The organism is Hominiventricola filiformis (genome assembly GCF_020686965.1).
Lineage (GTDB): Bacteria > Bacillota > Clostridia > Lachnospirales > Lachnospiraceae > Hominiventricola > Hominiventricola filiformis.
Genome location: NZ_JAJEPS010000003.1, coordinates 184,586 through 204,553, shown reverse-complemented (window position 1 = coordinate 204,553; position 19,968 = coordinate 184,586). Strand labels below are relative to the sequence as shown.

Annotated in this window: 14 protein-coding genes; all 14 read left to right on the top strand. The window is 46.5% G+C overall.

Annotation, left to right across the window (positions count from 1 at the left end):
• Window positions 1-231 precede the first annotated feature (231 nt).
• Complete coding sequence (gltB, locus tag LKD36_RS05250) at window positions 232-4,782, top strand: glutamate synthase large subunit (RefSeq protein WP_308458961.1); 4,551 nt, start codon at window positions 232-234, stop codon at window positions 4,780-4,782.
• A gap of 15 nt (window positions 4,783-4,797) precedes the next feature.
• On the top strand, window positions 4,798-6,282 hold the full coding sequence (locus tag LKD36_RS05245) for a glutamate synthase subunit beta (RefSeq protein ID WP_308458960.1): 1,485 nt from the start codon (window positions 4,798-4,800) through the stop codon (window positions 6,280-6,282).
• Between the two features lie 177 nt (window positions 6,283-6,459).
• Window positions 6,460-7,668, top strand: a complete 1,209-nt coding sequence (locus tag LKD36_RS05240; RefSeq protein ID WP_118769237.1) for an ROK family transcriptional regulator — start codon at window positions 6,460-6,462, stop codon at window positions 7,666-7,668.
• A 119-nt stretch (window positions 7,669-7,787) separates the two neighbouring features.
• Window positions 7,788-8,654, top strand: a complete 867-nt coding sequence (locus LKD36_RS05235; protein ID WP_118769238.1) for a class II fructose-bisphosphate aldolase — start codon at window positions 7,788-7,790, stop codon at window positions 8,652-8,654.
• Window positions 8,655-8,679: 25 nt separating this feature from the next.
• A complete protein-coding gene (locus LKD36_RS05230) occupies window positions 8,680-9,363 on the top strand; it encodes a D-lyxose/D-mannose family sugar isomerase (protein ID WP_118769239.1) in 684 nt (227 codons plus the stop codon).
• Window positions 9,364-9,377: 14 nt separating this feature from the next.
• Window positions 9,378-10,499, top strand: coding sequence for a carbohydrate kinase family protein (locus LKD36_RS05225; RefSeq protein ID WP_308458959.1), 1,122 nt, complete (start codon window positions 9,378-9,380; stop codon window positions 10,497-10,499).
• 188 nt (window positions 10,500-10,687) lie between these two features.
• On the top strand, window positions 10,688-11,722 hold the full coding sequence (locus LKD36_RS05220) for a sugar ABC transporter substrate-binding protein (protein ID WP_308458958.1): 1,035 nt from the start codon (window positions 10,688-10,690) through the stop codon (window positions 11,720-11,722).
• 86 nt (window positions 11,723-11,808) lie between these two features.
• Window positions 11,809-13,293, top strand: coding sequence for a sugar ABC transporter ATP-binding protein (locus LKD36_RS05215; protein WP_308458957.1), 1,485 nt, complete (start codon window positions 11,809-11,811; stop codon window positions 13,291-13,293).
• 25 nt (window positions 13,294-13,318) lie between these two features.
• Entirely contained in the window at window positions 13,319-14,290 is a 972-nt protein-coding gene (locus LKD36_RS05210) for an ABC transporter permease (protein WP_118769242.1), read from the top strand.
• Window positions 14,291-14,413: 123 nt separating this feature from the next.
• Window positions 14,414-15,358 carry a sugar ABC transporter substrate-binding protein gene (locus tag LKD36_RS05205; RefSeq protein WP_118769243.1) on the top strand — a complete coding sequence of 315 codons (945 nt, stop codon included), beginning with the start codon at window positions 14,414-14,416 and terminating at the stop codon, window positions 15,356-15,358.
• A gap of 10 nt (window positions 15,359-15,368) precedes the next feature.
• Window positions 15,369-16,679: a sensor histidine kinase gene (locus tag LKD36_RS05200; RefSeq protein ID WP_308458956.1), complete on the top strand. Its 1,311-nt coding sequence runs from the start codon at window positions 15,369-15,371 to the stop codon at window positions 16,677-16,679.
• Complete coding sequence (locus LKD36_RS05195) at window positions 16,672-17,349, top strand: response regulator transcription factor (protein ID WP_118769245.1); 678 nt, start codon at window positions 16,672-16,674, stop codon at window positions 17,347-17,349. Before LKD36_RS05200 ends, LKD36_RS05195 begins: the two co-directional genes overlap by 8 nt.
• A gap of 10 nt (window positions 17,350-17,359) precedes the next feature.
• Window positions 17,360-18,673 carry an ABC transporter substrate-binding protein gene (locus tag LKD36_RS05190; protein WP_118769246.1) on the top strand — a complete coding sequence of 438 codons (1,314 nt, stop codon included), beginning with the start codon at window positions 17,360-17,362 and terminating at the stop codon, window positions 18,671-18,673.
• An 18-nt stretch (window positions 18,674-18,691) separates the two neighbouring features.
• Window positions 18,692-19,963 carry an AI-2E family transporter gene (locus LKD36_RS05185; protein WP_308458955.1) on the top strand — a complete coding sequence of 424 codons (1,272 nt, stop codon included), beginning with the start codon at window positions 18,692-18,694 and terminating at the stop codon, window positions 19,961-19,963.
• Window positions 19,964-19,968 lie beyond the last annotated feature (5 nt).

Below are 19,968 nucleotides of genomic sequence, written 5' to 3'. Positions count from 1 at the left end.
AAATCCTAATCCAATATCAGGAAAATACTTCGAAATTGTGCGCGAATGAATGAAGAAAATGCGAAAATTTATAAAATAGAGAAAAAATATGCCATAAAATTTTCTGTTTGCAAATAATCTGACGATTCTGTAAAAATTTCTTGTTTACATCTTGAAAAAATGGGTGTAAACTTTTAGAAAACTTGCAGGTTACATGAAATGTCAACGATTCAAGAAAGAAAGGTACAGCTTATGAACGAACAGAGAAATCAGGAATGTCCCAGACCGGGAATGTATGACCCGAGCTTTGAACATGACAACTGCGGTATCGGCGCTGTCGTAAATATTAAAGGCGTCAAATCGCACAAGACGGTAGAAGATGCACTGAGCATTGTAGAGAATCTGGAACACCGCGCCGGCAAGGATGCGGAAGGCAAGACCGGAGACGGTGTTGGTATCATGGTTCAGATTTCCCATAAATTTTTCTCTAAAGAGTGTGCGAAGCTTGGTATTGAGCTTGGAGGGGAGAGAGAATACGGTATCGGAATGTTTTTCCTTCCCCAGGATGAGCTGAAACGCAACCAGGCGAAGAAAATGTTCGAGATCATCGTAGAGAAGGAAGGCATGAACTTCCTTGGATGGAGAGAGGTAACCACCAATCCGAAGGTGCTGGGAAGTAAAGCATTGGAGAAGATGCCGAGTATTATGCAGGCATTTATTCAGAAACCGGAGGATGTGGAAAAAGGACTGGATTTCGACCGGAAGCTTTACATCGCAAGACGTGTGTTCGAACAGTCCATCGAGGACACCTATGTGGTATCCTGTTCCAGCCGTACCCTGATTTATAAAGGTATGTTTCTGGTAGGACAGCTTCGTTCCTTCTTCCTGGATCTGCAGAGTCAGGACTACGAGAGTGCCATCGCACTGGTTCACTCCCGTTTCTCGACGAACACTATGCCCAGCTGGGAGCGTGCACATCCCTATCGTTTCCTGGTACATAACGGTGAAATCAATACGATCAAAGGTAATGCCGACAAGATGCTGGCCCGCGAGGAGACGGTAGAGTCCGAGCATCTGAAGGGAGAATTCCATAAGATTCTTCCGGTTATCAGTGCATCTGGTTCCGACTCTGCCATGCTGGACAACACACTGGAATTCCTGGTGATGAGTGGTATGGATCTGGCGCTGGCAGTGATGATCCTCATTCCGGAGCCGTGGCTTAACAACCGCACGATGTCCCAGAAGAAGAAAGATTTCTATCAGTATTATGCGACCATGATGGAGCCGTGGGATGGACCGGCATCTATCCTTTTCACCGACGGAGATGTGATGGGAGCCGTTCTGGACCGTAACGGACTTCGTCCTTCCAGATACTATGTAACCACGGATGATCAGCTGATCCTTTCTTCCGAGGTTGGTGTGCTGGATATTGATCCTTCCAGAATTGTGGAAAAAGAAAGACTTCATCCAGGCAAAATGCTGCTGGTAGATACCAAACAGGGACGGATTATCGATGACGATGAACTGAAAGAATCCTATGCAAACCGTCAGCCCTATGGCGAGTGGCTGGATCACAATCTGGTCAATCTGTCTGAGCTGAAGATTCCGAACCAGAGAGTGGAAGAGTATACACCGGAAGAACGGGCAAAACTACAGAAGGCATTCGGCTATAATTATGAAGACGTGAGAAATTCCATCATGAGTATGGCTGCCAACGGAAGCGAAGCAATTTCTGCCATGGGTATTGACGTACCACTGGCTGTTTTATCAGAGCATCATCAGCCGCTGTTTAATTATTTCAAACAGCTGTTTGCACAGGTTACTAACCCGCCTATTGATGCCATCCGTGAGAAGATCGTAACCTCTACCACGATTTATGTTGGAAAGGCCGGCAACCTTCTGGAAGCAAAACAGGAGAACTGCTGCGTTATGAGGATTAACAATCCGATTCTGACAGAGACCGACCTTCTGAAGATTAAAAATATGAAGGAGCCGGGATTCAAAGTAGAAGTGCTCCCGATTACTTATTATAAGAATACCAGCCTGGAGAAGGCCATTGACCGTCTGTTCGTAGAAGCAGACCGTGCTTACCGTGACGGTGTCAACATCCTGATTCTGTCTGACCGTGGCGTGGATGAGAACCATGTGGCAATCCCGTCTCTTCTGGCAGTATCCGCACTGCAGCAGCATCTGGTACGGACGAAGAAGAGAACTTCTGTTTCTATTATTCTGGAGTCTGGTGAGCCGAGAGAAGTACATCATTTTGCTACGCTCCTTGGCTATGGCGCCTGTGCAGTGAACCCTTATCTTGCACATGAGAGTATCCATGAGCTGATTGATAAGAAGATTCTGAATAAGGATTATTATGCGGCAGTGGCTGACTATGATCAGGCAGTTATTAATGGCATTGTAAAGATTGCTTCCAAGATGGGCATTTCCACCATCCAGTCTTACCTGGGTTCCAAGATTTTTGAGGCAATCGGTATTAATAAAGAAGTCGTAGATAAATATTTTACCAATACCGTCAGCAGAATCGGCGGTATCGGTCTAAAAGAGATTGGTGAGCAGGTAGAACTCATGCATTCTTCTGCTTTCGATCCGCTGGGACTGACCACCAGTCTGGCACTGAACAGCCTGGGACTTCACAAAGAAAGAAGTGCAGGAGAGGAACATCTCTACAATCCGAGAACCATTTCTCTCTTACAGCAGTCCACAAGAGAAGGCAATTATCAGCTGTTTAAACAGTACACTTCTCTGGTAGATGGTGAAAATAACCATGGACAGTTGAGAACACTACTGGATTTCAAATATCCGAAGAAAGGCATTCCGCTGGATGAGGTGGAAAGCGTGGATTCCATTGTGACCCGCTTCAAGACCGGTGCCATGTCCTATGGTTCCATTTCCCAGGAAGCCCATGAGTGTCTGGCTATTGCCATGAACCAGTTACATGGTAAATCCAATACCGGTGAGGGCGGTGAAAGTATTGAGCGACTGACTATCGGACCGGATGGACTGAATAAATGCTCTGCCATTAAACAGGTGGCAAGCGGACGTTTTGGCGTGACCTCCAGATATCTGGTCAGTGCCCAGGAGATTCAGATCAAGATGGCACAGGGCGCAAAACCTGGCGAGGGTGGTCATCTGCCGGGCGGAAAAGTATACCCGTGGATTGCAAAGACCCGTCTTTCTACTCCGGGTGTGAGCCTGATTTCTCCGCCGCCTCATCATGATATTTACTCCATTGAGGACCTGGCACAGCTGATCTATGACCTGAAAAATGCGAACCCGGCAGCCAGAATTTCTGTGAAACTGGTATCCGAGGCAGGCGTTGGTACCGTCGCAGCCGGTGTTGCCAAAGCAGGCGCACAGGTCATTCTCATATCAGGTTATGATGGAGGTACCGGAGCAGCTCCGGCAAGTTCCATCCACAATGCAGGACTTCCATGGGAGCTTGGTCTTACCGAGACCCATCAGACTCTGATTATGAACGGTCTGAGAAATAAAGTCCGTATTGAGACAGATGGCAAGCTTATGAGCGGCCGTGACGTGGCAATTGCTGCCATGCTGGGTGCCGAGGAGTATGGATTTGCAACGGCTCCGCTGGTAACTATGGGATGCGTGATGATGCGTGTCTGCAATCTGGATACCTGCCCGGTAGGCGTAGCTACCCAGAATCCGGAACTGAGAAAACGGTTCCGCGGCAAACCAGAATATGTCGTAAACTTCATGAGATTCATCGCAGAAGAGCTGCGTGAATATATGGCAAAACTTGGCATCCGCACGATCGATGAGCTGGTAGGACGTTCCGATATGCTCTGCGTCAAAGAGGGCAGAACCGGAAGACAGGCTACTATTGACTTCGCGAAGATTCTGGACAATCCCTATGCCGGAAAAGGTCAGAAAGTTATTTTCGATCCGAAGCATGTTTACAACTTTGAGTTGGAAAAGACACTGGATGAGAAGGTGCTCATGAAAGAATTCAAGTCTGCCCTGGCAACCGGACAGAAGAGAAGTATTGAGCTGGATGTGAGAAATACCAACCGTGCATTCGGTACCATGTTCGGTTCTGAGATCACCAAACGTTATCCGGAAGGGCTGCCGGAAGATACCTTTACCGTAAAATGTACCGGTGCAGGCGGACAGAGTTTCGGTGCCTTCATTCCGAAAGGACTGACGCTGGAGCTGGTTGGAGATTCTAATGACTACTTTGGAAAGGGACTTTCTGGTGGAAAACTGATTGTTTATCCGCCGAAGGGTGTGAACTTCAAAGAGGACGAAAATATCATTATCGGTAACGTAGCCCTTTACGGAGCTACCAGTGGTGAAGCTTACATCAACGGTGTGGCAGGAGAACGTTTCTGCGTCAGAAACTCCGGTGCACGTACTGTTGTAGAGGGAACCGGAGATCATGGCTGTGAGTACATGACCGGTGGCTGCGCAGTCATCCTTGGAAAAGTCGGTAAAAACTTCGCAGCAGGTATGAGCGGCGGTATTGCTTATGTACTGGACGAAGACAGCGACCTCTATATGAAAGTCAACAAAGCGATGGTAACGCTGGAAGAAGTTACTAACAAATATGATGTGCAGGAACTGAAAGACATGATTCAGGAGCATGTCGCTTACACCAATTCCGAAAGAGGAAAACAGATCCTTGATAACTTTGAGCAGTATCTGCCGAAATTTAAAAAGATCATCCCGAATGATTACAAGAAGATGCTCAGCATGATTGTCCAGATGGAAGAAAAAGGCATGAACACAGAGCAGGCGCAGATCGAAGCATTTTATGCGATCAAGAGAGGATAGGAGGTACGAACGGAAATGGGAAAACCAACAGGCTTTTTGGATTATGAACGTAAAAATGCAAAGGCAGAAGCGCCTTTGGAGAGAATTAAACATTTCAACGAGTTCCACACACCCCTGTCCAGAGAGGAACAGGAGAAACAGGGAGCCAGATGTATGGCATGCGGCGTGCCCTTCTGCCAGGCAGGACAGATGCTGGGCGGTATGATGTCCGGCTGTCCGCTGCAGAACATGGTGCCGGAGTGGAACGACATGCTCTATATGGGAAACTGGGAGGAGGCGTATTACCGCCTCTCCAAGACCAGCAACTTCCCGGAGTTTACAGGACGTGTATGTCCCGGACTCTGTGAGGCAGCATGTACCTGCAACTTAAACGGAGATCCGGTAGGAAGCAAGGGCAATGAGCTTGCCATTATTGAAAATGCATACAAGAAAGGCTATGCCCATGCAAGACCTCCGAAAGTACGTACAGGTAAGAAAGTAGCTGTCATCGGAAGCGGTCCTTCCGGACTGGCGACTGCAGACCAGTTAAATCACCGCGGACATTCCGTAACTGTCTATGAACGCCGTGACCGTGTGGGAGGGCTTCTGATGTACGGAATCCCGAATATGAAGCTGGAAAAGCACATTGTAGAGCGTAAGATCAAGATTATGAAGGAAGAAGGCGTTACCTTCATCACCAACTGCAATGTAGGGGTGGATGTAAAGCCGGAGCAGCTTTTAAAAGAATATGACCGCGTCGTACTCTGTTGTGGTGCTGCCAATCCCCGTGATATCAAAGCACCCGGAAGAGATGCCAAAGGAATCTATTTTGCAGTGGATTTCCTGACGGCTACCACGAAGAGCCTCCTGGATTCCAACTTCGCTGATAAGAAATTTATTCCGGCAGAGGGCAAGAATGTGCTGGTTATTGGCGGTGGAGATACGGGAAATGACTGTGTCGGTACTTCCATCCGCCTGGGATGCAAATCTGTTACCCAGCTGGAGATGATGCCGAAGCTTCCGGATACGAGAGCGGAAAATAATCCGTGGCCTATTTGGCCTAGAGTCTGCAAGACGGATTACGGCCAGCAGGAAGCCATTGCTAAATTTGGACATGATCCGCGTATCTATCAGACTACGGTTCAGGAGTTCATCAAGGATAAGAACGGCAATGTCAAACAGGCAAAGATTGTCAAACTGGAAAGCAAGAAGGATGAGAAGACCGGACGTATGATGATGGTCCCGGTAGAAGGTAGCGAATTTGTACTGGATGTAGAACTGGTACTCATCGCAGCCGGATTCCTTGGAAGTCAGGATTATGTGACCAAAGCTTTCGGAGTCAATGTGGACGGCCGTACCAATGTGGCAACGGAGCCGGGAAAACATGCCACCAACGTACCGAATGTCTTTACTGCAGGTGATATGCACATCGGCCAGTCGCTGGTGGTACGTGCCATCCGCGAGGGAAGAGATGTGGCAAAAGAGGTGGATGAATCCCTTATGGGTTACACGAACCTTTAAGTTTTGTGAAAAGTGAATGATTACCAGATGCTGGATTTGTGCATTGTGTACAGAGGACCAGCGTCTGGTAATTTTTTTTGCATATTTTCATCAAAAACTATTGACAATTAGTAAAAGGGATGTATTATATGAAATATAAAGTAAAAACAATTTACTAATAAACAGGAGTGAAGGCAGATGACGAAGACAGGAGTGAATAATAAACTTTTAAAACAGAAAAATCGTGGTCTGCTGTTGAAATTAATTGCAACCGGGGAATGCAGTTCCCGCATTGAACTGGCACAGAAGACAGGACTTGCCAAGATGACGGTCTCCAATATTGTCAGTGAATTTATTGAAAGCGGGATTCTGGAAGAACGGGAAAAATTGCAGACAGATACCAAGGGACGGAATCCGGTACAGCTTTCCATTGCGCAAGGAGCACCCAAATTGCTGGGTGTTCATGTTTACAGAGAAGAATACAGCGTGATTTTGTGTGACCTGATGCTTCATATTATAAAGAAGATCAGTGTGCCGATTACAGAAGAAAATGCAGATACACTGGTGCAGGAACTTCTTGGGAAGATTGATGAGATGCTGGCGGCGTTCCCGGAGGAGAAGATATTAGGAATTGGAATCGGTGCCATCGGTCCTGACGACCTGATCCGGGGCAGAATTTTAAAGCCTACAGATTTTCATGGAATTCACGATCTGGATTTGAAGAAAGAGATTGCGGAGCATACACACCTCCCGGTTTATTTTGACAGTGAGAGCAATGCCGCTGCTATGGCAGAAAAATATTATGGAAGCGGAAGTGACTGTGAAGACTTTATTTATATCAATCTGGCAAATGGTGTGGGTACCGGGCTTGTAGTTAACGGAAAACTATATAGTAACACCAGCGGCATGACCTGCGAGTTCGGTCATGTGAGTATTGACTGGAAAGGACGAGCCTGCAGCTGCGGCGGCAGGGGATGCCTGGAAACCTATATTTCCAGAAAAGTGCTGGAAGAAGAGCTTGCAGATGCAGCAGGAGAGAAGAAAAGTTTCCGCGTGTTCTGTGAGGAGATGGATCATGCGCTGGAAAGACAACGTACAGGGGCAGTTTTTACAGAGCGGGAAACAAAGATGGATCAGGTTTTCCGTGATATGGCGGAATATCTGGCCTGTGGAATTACTAATTTTGTCAATGGCCTGAATCCGAGAAAGGTGATCGTTGGATATGACGGATACTGGATTCCGGATATTTATTTAAAACTGGCGGAACGACTTGCCAATGAACGGCTGTTGACCAGGCGCTACCGAAAGATTCAGGTGGTAAAGTCCTGTTTTGGTTCAGAAGCGGCGATCTATGGCAGTGCGGCTTCTCTTCTGACAGCCATTTTTGAAGGGGAACTGTTTGAGTAAAATGGTTATGACAAATGTCATGCGAGATCATTAACATTGGACACCTGCCCGGGGCAGGCATTCATGTTAAAATATAAAAAATTCTGTACATAAGTTACGGAAAAAGGAGGACAAGGTATATGTTGGTAACATTAAAGGAAGTTCTGAAAGTAGCAGAGGAGAAAGAGATTGCCATCGGTGCATTCAACGCACCGAATCTTGAGAGCCTGCAGGCTGTTATGGCAGCTGCGGAGGAGATGGATCTGCCGGTGATCATTCAGTTCGCACCGGTGCATGAGGTACATAATCCGCTGGCACTGATGGGACCGCTGATGGTAGATTTTGCAAAGAAAGCAAAAGTTCCGGTATGTGTACATCTGGATCACGGTGACAGCATTGACCGTGTGAAATTTGCACTGAGCATGGGATTCACTTCTGTTATGTATGACGGATCCACTCTTCCTTATGAGGAGAATGTGGCAAATACCAAACTGGCAGCAGAGCTGGCACATGCACAGGGCGCTGATATCGAGGCTGAGCTTGGAAGCATGGGCAAAACCGAGTCCGGCGAAGGTGTAGGCAGCGGTGAAGATGATGAGACCAAGATTTACACAGATCCGGTACAGGCAAAAGATTTCGTCGCAAGAACCGGCGTTGACGCACTGGCATGTTCCTTCGGAACTACCCATGGTATTTATCTGAAGAAACCGCGCCTTGACTTCTCTGTCGTAGAGAATGTCCGCAAAGAGACCAACGGCATTCCGGTCGTTATGCACGGCGGCTCCGGAGTCAGCAAAGAAGATTTTCATGCAGCCATTAAGGCAGGTGTTCGTAAGATCAACTACTTTACTTATATGGACCGCGCAGCAGGAATTGCTGTACAGAAGTGGGCAGCAGAGCTCAAAGAAGGAGTTCCGCCATTCTATACCAGCGTAACTGCAGTGGCAAAAGAAGCCATGAAAGAAAATGTAAAAGAAGCAATGCGTACTTTTGCACGTCAGGACTAAGGATGAAAAAGGGGGATTTATCACAATGAAACGTTCCAGAATCAATCAGGTTATTAAGGATATGGAAGCTCTGGCAAAAGAAAATGGATTTCATCTGCCGCCGTTTTGCAGCTGGACGCCGGAAGAGTGGGATGAAAAAGGTCATGAGTGTGACGAGATCCGTGATAATAAATTAGGATGGGATATTACAGATTATGGCCTTGGCAGATTCGATGAGCTGGGATTTGCACTGGTCACCATCCGTAATGGTAATTTGAAAGACCCGAAATATAAAAAACCATATGCAGAAAAACTGCTGATGCTCTATCCGGGACAGGATTCTCCACTTCATTATCATTGGAGCAAGATGGAGGATATTATCAACCGCGGTGGAAATGATCTCTATATTACCGTATTTAACGGAGCAGAAGGCAACAAAAAACTGGATACAGATGTGACAGTTGTCACAGATGGTGTTAAGAGAACTGTTCCGGCAGGAACCAGAATCAAACTGACTCCGGGTGAGAGCATTACGATCACCCAGTATCTGTACCATGATTTCGTTATGCCGAAAGAGGGTGGCCCGGTTCTGTTAGGTGAGGTTTCCATGTGTAACGATGATGAAAATGATAACTGCTTCTATGAGCAGATGGGACGTTTCCCGGAGATTGAAGAGGATGAGCCGCCTTACCGCTATTTATGTACCGAATATCCGGCAGCAAAAGACTGATGGAGGATATCTCTATGGAAAAGAAAATCGTAGTGGCCGGACATATCAGTGTGGATATTACACCGGTATTTCAGAGTAGTAAAAAGAAAAGTATTTCCCAGGTATTGTGTCCGGGCAAACTGATCCGTACCGGTGAAGCGGTTGTCTACACAGGAGGTGTCGTGTCAAATACAGGTCTTGCCCTTCATAAGATGGGAGCGAATGTCCGCCTGGCAGGAAAGATCGGAAAAGATGCCCTGGGCGAGATGATGCTGGCCATGATGAAACAGCATGGGACAGAAAAAGATCTCATCATTGATGAAAATGCGGACACTTCCTATACGGTTGTCATTGCACCGCCGGGAATTGACCGGATTTTCCTTCATGGACCGGGGGCCAATGATACATTCGTGGCAGATGATCTGTCCGATGATCTGATTGACGGAGCGGCACTGGTGCATTTCGGATATCCGCCTCTTATGAGAAAGATGTATGAAAATGACGGAGCAGAGCTGGTAAAACTCTGTAATAAAGTACACGCAAAGGGTGCCGCCATGTCACTGGATCTGGCGGCTGTTGATCCGGAATCTCCGGAGGGACTGGTGGACTGGAGAGAATTCCTTTCCAATGTACTGCCTCATGTGGATTTTTTTGTGCCTAGTATTGAAGAACTGTGCTTTATGCTGGATCGCCCGCGCTATGATGAATGGATGGAACGGGCTGGCGAAGAGGATGTAACAGAGATTCTTGATCTTGAAAAAGATATCCGTCCGCTGGCTGCACAGGCCATGGAGCTGGGTGTGAAAGTACTCATGCTCAAATGTGGAGCCAGAGGCATGTATTATCAGACCGCCGGAGCAGATCTGATCGGAAAAATTCCGGTAGCGGTGGAACTCAAAGTAGAAGACTGGACGGAAAAATCCGGATTTCAGAAGAGCTTCATTCCGGAAAAAGTGCTTTCCGGAACCGGAGCAGGAGATTCCAGTATTGGATGTTTCCTTTACTCCATGCTGAAAGGTTATCCGGTAGAACGCTGCATTCAGCTGGCGGCGGCGCAGGGGGCATCCTGCGTGGAAGCTGTGGATACTTTAAGCGGACTTCATACCCTTCCGGAACTGGAAGAGAAGATCGCGGCAGGATGGAAGACCGCAGAATAAAAAAGCGACAGGAACCGTGTTCATGTGACAAACCGCATGACATGGTTCCTTTTTGCTGTGACAACCGCCATATAGAATATGACAAATGTCATGAAAAAGTTGTTACATTGTACAGGTGTACAAAGACAGGAAATCATTTATGATACAAACATCACAAAACAAAATCATTTTAGGGGAGGAAAACCAAAATGAAAAAGAAAGTTTTTTGTGCACTTCTGTGTACAGCAATGGTAGCATCTTTAACCGCTTGCGGCGGCAGCTCATCTTCTACAGCAGCAGATACTTCTTCTGATGCAGCAGCTGAAGAGACCACCGAAGCAGCAGATGATACCGCAGAAGCAGATACTGCTGATGCAGCAGCATCTGAGGGAGGAAAAATCTTCGGTTATACCTGTATGGACGGAACCAACCCGTTCTTCGTAACTCTGGAAGGTGCAATCCGTGAAGTGGTTGAGAGCCACGGTGATCAGCTGATCTCCATGGATCCGGCAAACGATTCCAATACTCAGGTTAACCAGATCGAGGATATGATCTCCAGAGGCGTTGAGGTCATGTTCGTAAACCCGGTTGATGCTGATGGTATCATCCCGGGACTGGATATGCTGAAAGAGGCAGGTATCCCGATGTTTGGTTTTGATACTCAGGTTGGTGACATGAGCTACCTTACTTCCTATGCAGGATCTGATAACTACAATGCAGGTTATGTTTGTGGTGAAGACCTGGCTAAGAAAGTTCCGGACGGAGGAGATATCCTTGTACTGGATTCCCCGACCATGCAGTCTGTAACAGACAGAACCAACGGATTCCTGGACGCAATCAAAGAGTCCGGTGTTACCTTTAACGTAGTTGGACAGCAGGATGCTCAGGGCAACCAGCAGGTTGCTAACGAAAAGGCACAGGATTTATTAACTGCACATCCAGATGTAGTTGCTATCTTCGGTGGAAATGACCCGACCGCTCTTGGTGCTTATGCAGCAGCTGACGCAGCTGGTGTAACTCCGCTGATCTACGGTGTTGACGGATCTCCGGACGTAAAAGCTCTTCTGAAAGATACCATCCTTGAAGGAACTGGTGCCCAGTCCCCGATCACCATTGGTGAGACCATTGCAAACACTGCATATGAATGGTTAGATGGCAAAGAAGTTGAGTCCTTCATCCCGATCGATACCTTCCTGGTAACTGCAGACAATGTAGACCAGTACGGAACTGACGGATGGCAGTAAGTAATTAACAGAACAGAATAACTGGGGGCTTTGCTTCGGGAGCGGAGCAAAGCCTCTTTCTGAGATGAGACAGGTGGTGGCGATTGGTGAGTGAACAGTACTTACTTGAGATGAAAGGAATCTGTAAATCCTTCCCCGGTGTAAAGGCACTGCAGAATGTAGATCTTCAGCTGAAAGCCGGTGAGGTACACGCTCTCCTTGGTGAGAACGGAGCGGGTAAATCCACTTTGATTAAGGTACTGGGTGGAATCTACCATGCAGAAGAGGGAGAAATTATCATTGACGGGCAGAAAGTGAATATTGACGGCGTCGTGGCAGCCCGCCATGCTGGTATTTCCATTGTGCACCAGGAGCTGGTGCTGGTTCCCTATATGACAGTTGCGGAGAATATCTTCTTGGGCAGAGAGCCGGGAACCAAGATGAACGTAGACCGCAGAAAGATGGTAGAAGAAGCACAGAAGCTTTTGGATACCTATGAAATGAATATCGACGCAAATATGCTGGTTGAGCGTCTGACCATTGCTCAGCAGCAGATGGTGGAGATTGTAAAAGCAATTTCCTTTAATTCCAAAATTCTGGTTTTGGATGAGCCGACTTCTTCCATTTCCGATAAAGAGGTTGGTTTCCTGTTTAATACCATGAGAAACCTGACAAAAGCAGGTGTAGGTATTATTTACATTTCTCATAAGATGAGTGAGCTGGCTGAGATCTGCGACCGTGTAACGGTTATGCGAGATGGCCAGACCGTAGGAACAAAAGTAGTAAAAGAGACAACAACGGACGACCTGATCGCCCTGATGGTTGGTCGTGAACTGACCAATTATTACACCCGTGACTATCTGGAGCCGGGAGAAGTGATCTTAAAATGTGAGCATATCTCCGATGGTAAGATGGCCAAAGATGCAAGCTTTGAATTACATAAGGGTGAGATTATCGGTTTTGCAGGTCTGGTAGGTGCTGGACGAAGCGAGACCATGAAAGCGATTTTCGGACTGGCACCCCATGCAACCGGAGATGTATACGTGAAGGGAGAGAAAGTAAAGATCAAATCCCCGATCGATGCACTGAAATACGGTATTGCGCTGGTACCTGAGAACCGTAAGGAAGAGGGACTCTACAAAGTACAGAGTGTCCGCTTCAATTCCACCATTGAGGTGCTTGGAAGCTTTATCAGACATCTCCATGTGGATGGTAAGAAAGAAGAAGAAATTACACAGAAATATATTGACATGATGAAGACAAAGACTCCGAGTCAGGATCAGATCATCGGCAACCTGTCCGGTGGTAACCAGCAGAAAGTAATAATTGGCCGCTGGCTTGCTACCGAGCCGGATATTTTGATTCTGGATGAGCCGACCCGAGGTGTTGACGTCGGTGCAAAAGCAGAGATCTATGCCATCATGAATGAGCTGGTGAAGCAGGGCATGTCGATTATCATGATATCCTCTGAGCTTCCGGAGATCATTAACATGAGCGACCGTATCTATGTCATGAATGAGGGACGTGTAACCGGGTGTCTGGATCACGACACCGTTACCCAGGAAAGCATCATGACACTGGCGGCGAAATAGTGTAAGCGAAGGAGGAGAAGACATTATGGCAACCAGATTCAAAAATGGAGTTGTAAAATATTTTAAAGACAATATTGGTATTATCATTGCATTAGTGGCAATGTTTATATTCCTGACCGTATTTCCGACTACGAGAAGTACCTTCCTGACCCCGAAGAATATGTTTAACATTCTTCGTCAGAATGCTTCCAACCTGTTCCTGGCAACCGGTATGACCATGGTTATTATCCTTGGCGGTATCGACCTTTCCGTAGGTTCTGTTATCGCTCTGTCCGGTGTTGTGGCAGCAGGATGCGTGGTAAACTTTGGACTTCCGGAGGCTGTTGGTTTTATCGCGGCAATTGCAGTTGGTGCAGCAGTAGGTCTGTTCAACGGTTTCATCATCTGTAAGACCGACATCCCGCCTTTCATTGTAACGCTGGCCTCCATGAATATTACAAAAGGTATTGCACTGGTACTGACTGGCGGTGCTCCAATTCGTTGTATGACGGATGCATTCAAATTCCCGGGTGCCGGTTATGTAGGACCGGTTCCGACTCCGGTTATTTTGATGTTTATCATATTTATTCTTGCGGCACTTATGATCAACAAAACCCAGCTGGGACGTCACATCTACGCAGTAGGTGGTAATGTACAGGCAGCAAAGTTTTCAGGAATCAGTGTTCAGAAAGTAAAATTTATCGTATATGCATATACCGGTGTTATGGCTGGTATTGCAGGTGTTGTCATCGCATCCCGTCTGTATTCCGGACAGCCGACAGCCGGCGACGGAGCTGAGATGGATGCTATCGCATCTGTAGTAGTTGGTGGAACTTCCATGAGTGGTGGTTCCGGACGTATCGGCGGTACTTTAATCGGTGTCCTGATCATCGGTGTTCTGAATAACGGACTGAACCTGATGGGAGTGGATTCCAACTTCCAGTATATCGTAAAAGGTCTTGTAATCCTGCTGGCTGTATACGTAGACTTCCTGCGTAATAAGAAAGCTGGACGTTAAGATTGAATAATCTTTCTAAAATCCTCTGTATCGTATGGTGCAGAGGATTTTTTTGCGCCAAATTTATGGAAGGATCCTGGCAGTAGTGTTATAATAAATTTCATGAGGAGGAAGGAAAGGCAGATGAAAAAATACCGTTTGACTGCATGGATTCTGATCTGCGTTCTGTTGCTTGGCGGATGCGGGATTATTGAGAAACAGAAAGACAGTCATGAACCGAGAATTTTTGGCGCAACTTACATGACCAGGAACAATCCTTATTTTGATGTGCTTCATGAAGCAATACAGGAAGTAGTGGAAGCTAATGGGGATATCCTGATTTCCAGAAATCCATGTCAGGATCAGGAAAAGCAAAATGGACAGATTCTGGAGATGATCGAGGAAGGCATGCAGGTGCTGTTCTTAAATCCTGTAGACCTTGATAAAGTCCGGCCTGCTCTGGAAGCTTGTAAAGAAGCTGGTGTAGTCGTCATTGATATTGATACCATGGTAAAAGATATGGAATATGTGACGGCTGCCATAGAGACGGATAATTATCAGGCAGGGGTTCTGTGTGCTCAGGATATGATGAACAGAATGGATCATGCACGCATTGTGGTTATCAATAATCCGATTCAGGCATCGATTAATAACCGGATTCAGGGCTTTATGGATACTGTGGCAGATTATCCGGCTTATAAGGTCATCGCAGAAGCAGGGGGTGCCGGAGAATTTGAAGTGTCTGCAGATGCTATGGCAGTACTGTTGAAAAAAAATATTGATTTTGATGTGGTGATGGGAGGCAATGATCCGACTGCACTTGGTGCGCTGGCAACGCTTCAGCAGTATCACAGGGAAGATGGAGTGCTGATCTACGGCATTGACGGATCACCGGATTTTAAGTCCATGCTGAAGCTGGGATATGTGACGGCAACCAGTATGCAGAGTCCCAAAACCATTGGAAGAGTAGCGGCAGAGACTGCCTACCAGTATCTTGACGGACAGAAAGTAGATCCGTATATCAGTATTGAACCGACACTGATCACCAGAGAAAATCTGGGAGACTATGAGATCAACGGCTGGCAGTAAGGAGCAGAATATGAACGATAAAAAAGACCAGTATGTCACGCTGTTTCAGGCGGGCATGCTGATATTGAATATACTGGCGGTCGGACTGATCTGCGGATTTATCTATGCCACAACAAACCGGATCCTGGCCCATTATGATGCCAGAACCTTTCTGGACAGCGTGGTGACGATACCGGTAAATCCAGGGGAAAATCTGCTGCTCTGTATGGGACTGATGATGGTGATGGTTATCACGTTTGCCCTGCGGCAGATCTGGCAGCAGGATCACAGCCGTCTGACGGTCTGCACACTTCTGGTGGACGCATTCGTATGTGTCGGGCTGGTCGTGCAGATGGATTTTAACTATAATGGTCTCTTATTGCTGGTATTTGCCAATGTGATTGCCTATGTCAAAGACGGAAAAGTGAAGATTTTTTTCGTGGCTACAGCTATAGCGGGATATCTGGTGGCGGACTATGAACTGTTGTCTATTTACACACCTCTTTACAGTGTGTCAGACTACATCCGATATTATCCGTCCAGTACGCAGCAGTATTTGTTCAGCATTTTCAATGTTATCATTTCGCTGAATATTATTCTGTTTATCGTCTACTGCGTTTATGTTATTAATGTGCAGCGTGGTACCATTGAAGAAGTCAATCAGCTCTACCACGAGCTTCAGACAGCCAATGAGCAGCTGAAAGAATATGCAGATATGTCCGAACGGATGGCTCAGACCAGAGAACGGAACCGTCTGGCCAGAGAAATTCACGATACGCTGGGACATACTCTGACCGGTATCACTGCAGGACTGGATGCCTGCCTTGCTATTATCGATGTGGCTCCAGACCAGACTAAGAAACAACTGGAGATGTTGTCTCAGGTCAGCAGGGACGGTATTAAAGAAATCCGGCGTTCTGTAAATGAACTTCGTCCGGATGCGTTGGAACGTTTAAGTCTGGAAGTGGCAATACGGAAAATGGTCATGGAAATGAGCCAGGTATCTGATGTGGAAATTCATTTTGAGACCGAGGAAAAACATCTGAAATTTGATGAGGATGAAGAAAATGCTATTTACCGTGTAATTCAGGAGAGCATCACCAATGCGGTTCGCCATGGACATGCGAAGAAGATCTGGATTACACTGAAAAAGATCGATGGTGAGATACTGCTGGTGATTAAGGATAACGGAATCGGCTGTGAAGAGGTCAAGAGCGGATTTGGCACCAAGCATATAAAAGAACGCATTGAAATGTTAAAGGGAACGGTATCCTTTGACGGCAGAAACGGATTTACGGTGACTGCAAGGATTCCGATCAGATGGGGAGAGACATATGATTAAAGTATTAATAGCTGATGATCAGGAACTGATCCGGCAGAGCCTGCAGATTGTGCTGAACAGCAAAGCAGATATCGAAGTGTGTGATGTGGCGGCGGACGGGCAGGATGTGATCCGCAGTATCCGGAAGGAAAAGCCGGACGTGATTCTCATGGATATCCGAATGCCTAAGATGGATGGAGTACAGTGCACCAAGATTATCAAAGAAAATTATCCACAGATCAAGATTATCATTCTGACGACATTTGATGATGACGAGTATGTCTACAATGCATTGAAGTTCGGCGCCAGCGGTTATCTTTTAAAAGGTGTGTCCATGGATGAATTGGAAAATGCCATCAAGACGGTATACAGTGGACGGGCTATGATCAACCCGGATATTGCGACAAAGGTATTTAAACTGTTTTCTCAGATGGCACAGGCAGACTACTCCATTACCGTTGGAAATAAAGCGGCGGAGGAGCTGACAAAGACGGAGTGGAAGATTATCGTACAGGTAGGAAAAGGTGCTTCCAATAAGGAAATCGCAGAAATTCTTGGGCTTTCTGATGGTACTGTGAGAAATTATCTAAGTACTATTTTGAACAAGCTGGATTTGAGAGATCGGACCCAGCTGGCAATCTGGGCTGTACAGACAAATGCAGCCGGAAAACTGGCGGAGCTGGAAGAGTAGGAGGCGCGGGATGAACAGACAGAGAAAAGTACTTGTCTGGGTGGGGGTCGCGGCTGTGGTTCTTCTTATGACTGTAACAGCATGGATCCATTACCGACAGGAGACAGTTCTGGAGTTTGGTATGTTTACCGGCAGTAACTGGAATGTGGCGAGTGCCAACAGCTTTGTCATCTTTGACAAGGCAATTGCAAGATTTGAAAAAGAACATCCAGGTGTGAAGATCCATTACTACAGCGGCATCAGTAAAGATGATTATTCCGAGTGGTTTTCCAGAAAACTGCTGGCGGGAAAGGAACCGGATGTGTTTATGGTGCTGGGCACGGATTTTAATCAGTTTTCATCCATGGGTGTTATGAAAAATCTGGAACCTCTGATGGAAAAAGACCCGGATTTTGAAACAGAAAAATATTACAGCAGTGCATTCCGGAGCGGACAGTACGGAGATGTGCAGTATGCACTTCCCTATGAGACAGTTCCTACGCTGATGTTTGTGAATAAAACCCTTCTGGCAAAGGAAGGAATCGCCCTGCCCAATCCGGACTGGAACTGGGATACCATGTATAGTATCTGCCAGAAAGTGACCAGAGATACCAATGAAGACGGTGTGATCGATCAGTTTGGATGTTACAATTTCGGCTGGCAGAATGCGGTATATTCCAACAATGGAGAGATCTTTGAACCGGATGGAAAAGAAAGCAATTTTACAGACGAGAAGGTGACGGAGGCAATCCAGTTTACCAGACGCCTGAATGATCTGTATCAGGGAGAAAAAGTGACGCAGGAAGACTTTAATGCGGGTCATGTAGTGTTTATGCCGCTGACTTTTGCTGAGTACCGTACGTATAAGACCTATCCGTATAAGATCAAACGTTATGCGAATTTCCAGTGGGACTGTATTACCATGCCGGCCGGTTATCAGGGGGGCAATCTTTCCCAGGTAGATACGCTGCTTATGGGAATCAGTTCTCATACGAAGTGTGAACAGCTGGCGTGGGAATTCTTAAAGCTTCTGACCTATGATGAAGACATTCAGACGGAGATTTTCCGGAATTCCCAGGGGGCTTCCGTATTAAAGGCAGTGACGGAATCCAGAGAGATGGAAAGCATCGTACAGGAGGACATGGAAGAGAGTGATACGGTTATCAGCGGCAGTCTTCTGGGCAGAATTATAGAAGACGGAAAGATTGAACCGCAGTTCAAACGTTATGAGCAGGCTCTGGCCCTGGCAGACAGTGAGATCGGACAGATTCTGGAAAATGATGAAACCATTGACAGCAGCCTTAAGATTCTGCAGCGTACCGTGAACAGCTATCTTCAGCAGTAGAAAAGAAAGGACGAAGGTATGAAGGAGAAGTGGAAAGATTACTATTATAAAGGACTGGCTGTTTTTCTGACGGTGGCCATGTGTATTCTGTTCTTCTTTGTAGTGTTCCGGCTGAAAGAACTGGGACATTATGTAAAAGTGATAGCTAATATTCTGATGCCGTTTATTTACGGTGCAGTGATTGCCTATCTTCTGACACCGGTATGCAATTCTATAGAAAATTATCTGGTCGATAAAGTACAGCTTACCCGCAGAACACCGGAAAAAAGAAAGAAGCTGCAGGGTCTCTTTAAAGGAATTGCAATTTTGGGCAGTATTCTGTTATTCTGCCTGATCATTTATGCGTTGATTGCCATGCTGGTGCCGCAGCTGGTGAACAGCATTCTGCTTCTGGTGGAAGCCATGCCTGGATATATTCAGACAGCAAGTGCCTGGCTGGAAAAGCTGGTGGAAGATAATCCGGTGATGCTGAATTATGTGGAGCAGTATTCCACGGATATTGTGGACTATGTGCAGAATTTTGCGAAGACGAGTCTGCTTCCTAATATCAATAATATTATTACCGGTGTGTCTTCCAGTCTTCTGACTATGATCGGTGTGGCAAAGAATCTGATCATTGGTCTTATCGTGGCAGTTTATTTCCTGAACAGCCGGGAAATGTTCTGCCGGCAGGCGAGGCTTATGGTGCAGGCATTTTTCCCTTATCGTGATCTGACAGAGATCAACGAAAGGCGCAAAAAAAGAGGGCAGAAACTGAAACTTCAGCGCGCAGAGTGGATTATTGAAGAGACGAATATTCTAAACGACTATCTGGGAGGATTTGTCAAGGGAAAACTTCTGGATTCACTCATTATCGGCCTGATCTGTATGGTGTTCACTGTTGTGGTAAATATGCCATATGCAGTTCTGGTTAGTGTGATCATTGGAGTAACCAACATCATTCCGTTCTTTGGACCGTTTATCGGTGCTATTCCGACGGCGGCGCTGATTCTGATGGTAGATCCGCTGAAATGTGTGTATTTTGTCGTGTTTATCATCATTTTGCAGCAGTTCGATGGAAATATTCTGGGACCGAAGATTCTGGGAAACACCACGCAGCTCAGCAGTTTCTGGGTATTGTTTTCGATTCTGTTGTTCGGCGGTGTCTTTGGAATTGTCGGCATGGTCATCGGCGTGCCGGTCTTTGGATTTATCTATCATTTAATCAAAGGATGGATGCACGACCGACTGGATGAGCAGGCGGCGGAGAAACGAGAACGTGAAGAAATAAAAGAGGAATCTGAGCAGTGATGCCA

What these genes read in the sequence shown, in the direction of transcription:
- LKD36_RS05240 (WP_118769237.1), top strand. Translation starts at nt 6,460, where the DNA reads ATGACGAAGACAGGAGTGAATAATAAACTTTTAAAACAGAAAAATCGT.
- LKD36_RS05185 (WP_308458955.1), top strand. Translation starts at nt 18,692, where the DNA reads ATGAAGGAGAAGTGGAAAGATTACTATTATAAAGGACTGGCTGTTTTT.
- LKD36_RS05225 (WP_308458959.1), top strand. Translation starts at nt 9,378, where the DNA reads ATGGAAAAGAAAATCGTAGTGGCCGGACATATCAGTGTGGATATTACA.
- LKD36_RS05205 (WP_118769243.1), top strand. Translation starts at nt 14,414, where the DNA reads ATGAAAAAATACCGTTTGACTGCATGGATTCTGATCTGCGTTCTGTTG.
- LKD36_RS05230 (WP_118769239.1), top strand. Translation starts at nt 8,680, where the DNA reads ATGAAACGTTCCAGAATCAATCAGGTTATTAAGGATATGGAAGCTCTG.
- LKD36_RS05195 (WP_118769245.1), top strand. Translation starts at nt 16,672, where the DNA reads ATGATTAAAGTATTAATAGCTGATGATCAGGAACTGATCCGGCAGAGC.
- LKD36_RS05235 (WP_118769238.1), top strand. Translation starts at nt 7,788, where the DNA reads ATGTTGGTAACATTAAAGGAAGTTCTGAAAGTAGCAGAGGAGAAAGAG.
- gltB (WP_308458961.1), top strand. Translation starts at nt 232, where the DNA reads ATGAACGAACAGAGAAATCAGGAATGTCCCAGACCGGGAATGTATGAC.
- LKD36_RS05210 (WP_118769242.1), top strand. Translation starts at nt 13,319, where the DNA reads ATGGCAACCAGATTCAAAAATGGAGTTGTAAAATATTTTAAAGACAAT.
- LKD36_RS05200 (WP_308458956.1), top strand. Translation starts at nt 15,369, where the DNA reads ATGAACGATAAAAAAGACCAGTATGTCACGCTGTTTCAGGCGGGCATG.
- LKD36_RS05245 (WP_308458960.1), top strand. Translation starts at nt 4,798, where the DNA reads ATGGGAAAACCAACAGGCTTTTTGGATTATGAACGTAAAAATGCAAAG.
- LKD36_RS05190 (WP_118769246.1), top strand. Translation starts at nt 17,360, where the DNA reads ATGAACAGACAGAGAAAAGTACTTGTCTGGGTGGGGGTCGCGGCTGTG.
- LKD36_RS05220 (WP_308458958.1), top strand. Translation starts at nt 10,688, where the DNA reads ATGAAAAAGAAAGTTTTTTGTGCACTTCTGTGTACAGCAATGGTAGCA.